Origin of the sequence: Protofrankia sp. CiP1_Cm_nod2 (assembly GCF_920664355.1) — a bacterium.
GTDB lineage: Bacteria > Actinomycetota > Actinomycetes > Frankiales > Frankiaceae > Protofrankia.
In genome coordinates this window covers 1-6,135 of the sequence record NZ_CAKKTL010000280.1, presented here as the reverse complement: position 1 = coordinate 6,135, position 6,135 = coordinate 1, and the positions used below count along the sequence as shown (strand labels likewise).

General features: G+C 71.5%; 6 protein-coding genes. 1 reads left to right on the top strand and 5 read right to left on the bottom strand.

Annotation, left to right across the window (positions count from 1 at the left end; all coding sequences use genetic code 11):
* The 5 genes from NBW84_RS21590 to NBW84_RS21570 all read right to left on the bottom strand — a co-directional run.
* Nucleotides 1-525: aromatic-ring-hydroxylating dioxygenase subunit beta (locus NBW84_RS21590; RefSeq protein WP_250286868.1), on the bottom strand; the 525-nt coding region annotated here is incomplete at its 3' end.
* A complete protein-coding gene (locus tag NBW84_RS21585) occupies nt 522-1,730 on the bottom strand; it encodes an aromatic ring-hydroxylating oxygenase subunit alpha (protein WP_445548802.1) in 1,209 nt (402 codons plus the stop codon). The genes NBW84_RS21590 and NBW84_RS21585, both read right to left, overlap by 4 nt.
* A gap of 159 nt (nt 1,731-1,889) precedes the next feature.
* A complete protein-coding gene (locus NBW84_RS21580) occupies nt 1,890-2,753 on the bottom strand; it encodes an alpha/beta fold hydrolase (RefSeq protein ID WP_250286865.1) in 864 nt (287 codons plus the stop codon).
* Nucleotides 2,750-3,826, bottom strand: coding sequence for a DODA-type extradiol aromatic ring-opening family dioxygenase (locus NBW84_RS21575; RefSeq protein WP_250286863.1), 1,077 nt, complete (start codon nt 3,824-3,826; stop codon nt 2,750-2,752). Before NBW84_RS21575 ends, NBW84_RS21580 begins: the two co-directional genes overlap by 4 nt.
* A gap of 3 nt (nt 3,827-3,829) precedes the next feature.
* Nucleotides 3,830-4,906, bottom strand: a complete 1,077-nt coding sequence (locus NBW84_RS21570) for an amidohydrolase family protein (protein WP_250286861.1) — start codon at nt 4,904-4,906, stop codon at nt 3,830-3,832.
* Between the two features lie 448 nt (nt 4,907-5,354).
* Between NBW84_RS21570 and NBW84_RS21565 the strand changes: the two genes are divergently transcribed.
* On the top strand, nt 5,355-6,050 hold the full coding sequence (locus NBW84_RS21565) for an FCD domain-containing protein (protein ID WP_250286859.1): 696 nt from the start codon (nt 5,355-5,357) through the stop codon (nt 6,048-6,050).
* The last annotated feature ends 85 nt before the right edge of the window (nt 6,051-6,135 follow it).

Below are 6,135 nucleotides of genomic sequence, written 5' to 3'. Positions count from 1 at the left end.
GTCCAGGACCACGCGCTTGGACCGGATCCGCAGCCGCCCGTCGATCGCGACGAACCGGTAGTGGTACTTCCCCACGTAGTACGACGCCTTGCCGTTGCGGAACCGCCACACCGTGAAGGACGCCACGACCGGCAGCTCGTCGCCCTCCCGCACACCCACCACGACGTTGCTGAACTGGTGGTTCGTGCGCGAGTGCGGGTACTCGCGGTGCGCCCGGCGGCTGTTGAGACGCTCCACCCGCAGCCGCAGGCGCAGCGCGTTGTCGTCGACGAGGACGAGGTCCCGGGCGGGGTCGCCGTCCGGGCTGTCGTTGCACGGGACGACGTAGGACGCCTCGGGCGCGAACAGCGTGAGCCAGGTGTCGAGATCCCAGGCGTCGAGCAGCTCGGCCTCCAGGCAGAGGAAGTCCTCGACCTGCGACCGGCCGAGCGCGTCCAGGCCGAGGACCACGTCGGGCTGGGACAGCCGGATGATCGGGGCCGGCTGGACGGCCGGGGCGGCCGGGGCACCTGTGGTCGTGGTCATCGGGACGCTCCCGCTCCGCCGCCGTAGCCGGCCGTGCCCATCTGCTGGCTCCAGCGCCGCCAGAAGGCGCGCATCTGCGCCTCGTCGTTGGCCGCGGGGGTGCGGGCCATCCCGCGGGAGATGTCGTTCCACTCCACGCCGCCGCTGCTGAACCCCTGCTGGCAGGACTCCAGCGCCTCCAGGTCGTCCGGGGTGGCGAAGCCGGCCGGGCCGAGGAAGGTCAGGAAGCTGTCGAGCCGGCGCTGGCGCAGCTGGGCGAGCTCGTCGCGGGGCGCGAGTTCCCAGGCGGTGACGTCCATCCGGTTGGGCGCCAGCGGCATGAAGGTACGCACCGTGACCGCCATGATGTCGTTGACGACCAGGTTCGGATAGATCAGCAGGTTGCGGTTGGTGTCGGCCATCCGGCTGCCGCGTGCCTCGCCGTGCCGGGAGACCAGGTCGGCGCGCATGCGGGCGATCTCCTCCCGGGAGTCCTCGCCGAACAGCGGCTCCCACTTGGCGATCGGCCGCCCCCAGGGTGCCCGGTACTCCAGGACGGCGTGCCCGTTGCCCAGGTCGTAGGAGGTGCCGTCCACCCCGCCGGCGAGGTCGGTGCCCAGCGCCAGCAGGTACTTGAAGTAGGTGTCATGGGTGGAGACGGCGTGGTAGCCGTCGATGCTGTTCTCGGCGAGCAGCTTCCAGTTCGCCTCGATGCAGTACTCGTTGGTCCCCTTGATGATCTCCATTTCCCCGTCGGCGGAGTCGATCACCAGGTCCAGGTACTCGACCGCGCCGGCAAGGTAGCTGACCAGGTCCTGGATCTCCGGGTCGAAGCTGGCGAACACGAACCCCCGGTAGCTTTCCACCCGGGCCACCGGCCTGAGGGACAGCGCGGCCAGATCGAGCTCCCCGCCGTACGCGTCCCGGTCGGGGATCCCCATCAGGTGTCCCTCGGAGTCGAAGGTCCAGGCGTGGTAGAAGCACGAGAACGCCTTGGCGTTGCCGGCCGGCTGCCGGCAGACCACCGCGCCCCGGTGGGTGCAGGTGTTGTGGAAGACGTTTATCCGGCCGCTCTTCGCCCCGCGGACCATGAACACCGGCCGGCCGCCGACCGGCCGGCGGACGTAGTCGCCCGGCCTGGACACCTCGGACTCGTGGCCGACGTAGAGCCACGAGTGGCTGAACACCCGGTCCAGCTCCGCGCGGAACACCTCCGGCGAGGTCATCGTCGAGCGGTGGACGCGGAACCGGTGCCGGCCGGTGTCCTCGTCGACCAGCGGGAACCGGCTGTCGGTAGCGGGCGCCGCGTCGAGCAGCGCCGTCGACACTCTCGGTAATTCTGATGTTCTCGACAGGGAAGTCACGGGATCATCTCCGCGAAAAGATCATGAACGGGTGGCGGACGGGCGCGCCAGGAAATGGCGCACGATCTCGGAGAAGTCGTCGGGACGCTCGATCTGCGTCCAGTGCCCACAGCGGGCGAAGACCGCCAGGTCGGCGTCGGGCAGCAGGCGGGCCATGTTCCAGGCGACCTCGACCGGGACGACCTTGTCCTCCCGCCCGTGCACCAGCAGCGTCGGGGTGGTGATGGTGACGACCTCGTCCGCCTCGATGGCGAGCTGGCTGCCGGCGTGGCGGGGGCTGAAGAACATGTCGCGGTAGGCCTCGAAGGCGCCCGGTGCGACGCTGGCCTCGTGCCGGATGCGCACCAGGTCGTCGGTGATGATGGCCGGGTCGACCGCAAAGCAGTCGAGCAGCAGCCGGCGCATGTTCTCCAGCGACGGCTCGTACTCCCGCAGCGCGCGCAGGCCCTCGGTGGGCGTCATCCCCACGCCGGGGACACCCATCAGCACCATCCGGTCCAGCCGTTCGGGGTGCTGCGAGGCCATCCCCAGCGCGATCCGCCCGCCCAGCGAGTTGCCGACCACCGACACCCGCTCGAGCTCGAGCGCGTCCAGCAGCGCCCAGGTGTGGTCGATCCAGGTGGCCAGCGAGTAGTGGATGTCGGCGGGCCGTCCGGTGTGGCCGAACCCGACGATGTCGGGGGCGATCACCCGGAACCGCTGGGCCAGCACGGGGATCGTCAGGCGCCAGTTCGCCCACGCCGAGACCCCGGGCCCGGATCCGTGCAGCAGCAGCACCGGGTCCCCGGAGCCGAGGTCGTGGTAGTGCGTCGGGATGCCGCCGGCGTCGACCGTCCGCCCGGCGGCCTCGTCGGTGACCTCATCGGTGACCGTCGTTGTGCTCACAGACCGGCCTTTCCCTCGAAGATCGCGAAACACTTGTTGGAGTTGAAGACGTCGGTGACCACGAAGGTGGACCAGCTCAGCGGCATGCCGAGCTCGTCCATGGCGCCGGCCAGGCAGAACCAGTTGAGCATCTCGTGCTGCCCGGCCCGCACGATCTGCGCGCCGGTGACGCTGCTCCACGCCGCGTAGTCGCCCCGCACGAACGCCTCGTACAGCCGCAGGTCGGCCGCGGTGTCGGGGCGCAGGTGCCAGGAGGCGTCGGTGAGGAACGCGTGCGACCAGCTGGACGAGGCCACCAGGGCGACCCGCTTGTCGCCGGCGCGCAGCGCGCGGGCCACCGCCCGGCCGAGCTCGAAGCAGCGCGCCGGGGACGGGCCGGCCGGGTCCAGCCGTTCGTCCCGGATCTCGGCGAACCGGGCCAGCGCGCCCCGGCGGGCGATCGCGTGCTGGCCGTAGCAGTTCACCGTGATCGGCAGCAGCCGGTAGGGGAACTCGGTGCCGGCGTGGTCGTAGTCCAGGAACAGCTGGGTGTTGACGATCGCGTGGGGGAAGTGCGCGCCGGCCCGCTTCCGGTAGGAGTACGCGACGTCGAAACCGTCCTGGAGCAGGTCGTCGGTGAGCGCCCGGGCCGCGGCGGCGTCGGAGCGCAGGGTGAACGTCATGTCGTCCGGCCGGCCCCAGGCGTTCGGGCTGCCCCGCTCGTTCATCAGCGCGAACGGGTGCACCTCGGTGTCGTCGTAGGCCAGCACGCAGAAGGGCGGTATCACCTCCTCCCGGAAGTTCTCGTACTGGTCGTCGCCCCACACCACGAGCAGGTCCGGCTGGAAGGCGTCGAGCGCGGCCCGGCAGCGGGCCAGGCCCGCGCGCAGCTCGCGGCGGTGCCCGGCGGCGGCCGCGACTCCCTGGTCGTCAGCCCACTCCCGGCGCATCGGCTCCGGCCAGGACGCCGGATCCTTCTCCGCCGCGGGGATGTCGGGATCCTGCAGCGTCCAGCGCAGCAGCCCGGCCATGTGCTCGTCGGTGCCGGCGAGTAACGGGTAATGGGTCAGCCCGAGCCCGAGAAACTCCGCCATGTCTCACTCCTCTGGTTCGCCCGGACGGCCCGTTGGCACGAGCCGTCTGTCCAGGCCGATGAGCCCGAGCGCGTTGCGCCGGCCGATGGCGGCCCGCAGGCCGGCGGTCAGCCGCTCGTGCGGCCCGGCGAGCACCGCGCCCGCCGGGCTCTCCCGTGCCGCGAAGGGATAGTCGGTGCCGAGCAGGACGTGCTCGGCACCGAAACGCGCCACCGCCAGCAGCAGGCTGTCCACGTCATAGGTCAGCGAGTCGCTGTAGAGCGAACGGGCCAGCGCGCTCGGTAACTGGTCCGCTGGTAGCGCCGGGTCGCTGATGAGCCGGCCCCGGTCGAGCCGGGGCAGCAGCCACGGCAGGCAGCCGCCGCCGTGCGCCAGGCACAGCCGCAGCCCCGGCCGGCGGGCCAGCGCGCCGCCGGCCAGCAGGCCGGCGATCGCGATCCCGGTCTCGGACGGCATGCCGGCGCCGAAGCCCACCCCGAGCCTGGCCAGCCGCGGATCCAGCACCGAGTCGGCGGGGTGCACCAGCACCAGGGCGCCGAGCTCCCCGGCGGCGGCGAAGAACGGGTCGAACCGGGGGTCGCCCAGCTCGTCCTGGCCGACCCGGGTGCCGATCTCGACGCCGAGGAAGCCCAGCTCCCGCACGCACCGGCGCAGCTCGGCGACGGCCACGTCGGGGTCCTGCAACGGCACCGCGCCCAGGGCGCGGAACCGCTCGGGACGCTCGGCGACCAGCGAGGCGAGGAAGTCGTTCTGCGACCGCGCGAGGACCGCGGCACCGGCGGCCGGGGCGTCATGACAGAAAGTGATCGGAATCGGGGAGAGCACCTGCACCGCGACGCCCTCGGCGTCCATGTCGGCCAGGCGGCGCCGCGCCGACCAGCAGCGGTCGTCGACGTCACGGTACGGCCGCCCGCCGACGAGGATGCGCGCCCGGGTGTCACCGAGCCGCTGGACGCAGGGCCAGCCTCGCCAGCCGTCGCGCCCGGCGAGATCGGGCAGCCACGGCGCGATGGCGTGCGTGTGCACGTCGACCAGCCCCGCGCCGGGCAGCCCCGCGCCGGCCGGCGCGCCGCCGGTCACCGCTTCTCCTGCTGTTCTCCCGCTGCCGCTGCCTCGCCCGCCACGGCGCTACCCGCCGCAGGCGTCGTCGACGGGCGAGGACGGCACGTTCACGAACGTCCGCTCGGGGGCCGGCCGATAGATGATCAATTGGCACCAGTCCTTCTCCGGGACCGCCAAGGTCTGCCATCCGACTGGTCGCAACCATAACTATTCTGCATACATGTTTCAAGCATATATATGAAGATCATATAGGCAAACTCTGACCGTCCCCTCATAGGCGGCTACCATCGGTGGAGTCCGCTGACAGGAGGCACCATAATCTTGTTACAGGATTCGATGATGATCGGTTATTCGCCCGGCCTCTGGGCGGGCCACGGCCGGCCGGCGCGGCGCCGGCGGCCGGCGTACGGGCGCGGGCCAGTAGGGCGCGGGCCAGTAGGATGTGGACCGGTAAGGAGCGCGGACGATGCCAGCTGACGCGACGCCTCGAAGTTCTCGCGCGCAGCAGGTCGCGGCGGAGATCGAGGCCAGGATTCTCGCCGAGCGGCTGCCCGCCGGCAGCCGGCTCGGGCTGCGCACCGAACTGATCAGCAGTTTCGAGGTCAGCCCCTCGGTGATGAACGAGGCCCTGGGCATCCTGCGCGAACGTGATCTGATCACGGTCAGGCCCGGGCCCAACGGCGGGGTGTTCGTGGCCAACCCACCGCCCCAGGTCCGCCTCGGCGGAGTCGACCTGTGGCACCAGGGGCTGACCGTGGACCCCGAGCATCTCTTCGAGGCACGCGCCTACCTGGACTCGCTCTTCCCGCCGGTGGCGCTGCAACGCGCCTCCCCCGAGGACGTGCGGGCGATGGAATGGGCCCTGCATGACATGCAGGCGGCAATGGACGACCCGCACGCCTATCTGGCCGCGAACATGCGCCTGCACCTGGCCATCGCCCGGGCGTCCCGGATCGAGGTCCTGGTCGGCCTCTACCAGACGATCGTGTCGATCCTCAGCGCCACGCTCACGAAGGCGACGTACGTGGAGGGCAGCGAGGAGCTGCGGCACCACAACCTGGAGGTGCACAGCAACCTCGTCGCCGCGATCCGGGAGCAGGACACGGTCGCGCTGGAGAAGATCCTCGCGCTGCACAGCCACGACATGGTCCGCATCGCCTGACCAGGCGGGCGGGCGGCCGCGGCCGGCCGGCGGCCGCGCCGCGGGCGCCCACGGCATCGCTGACGCCCACGGCGCGGCCGGCCAC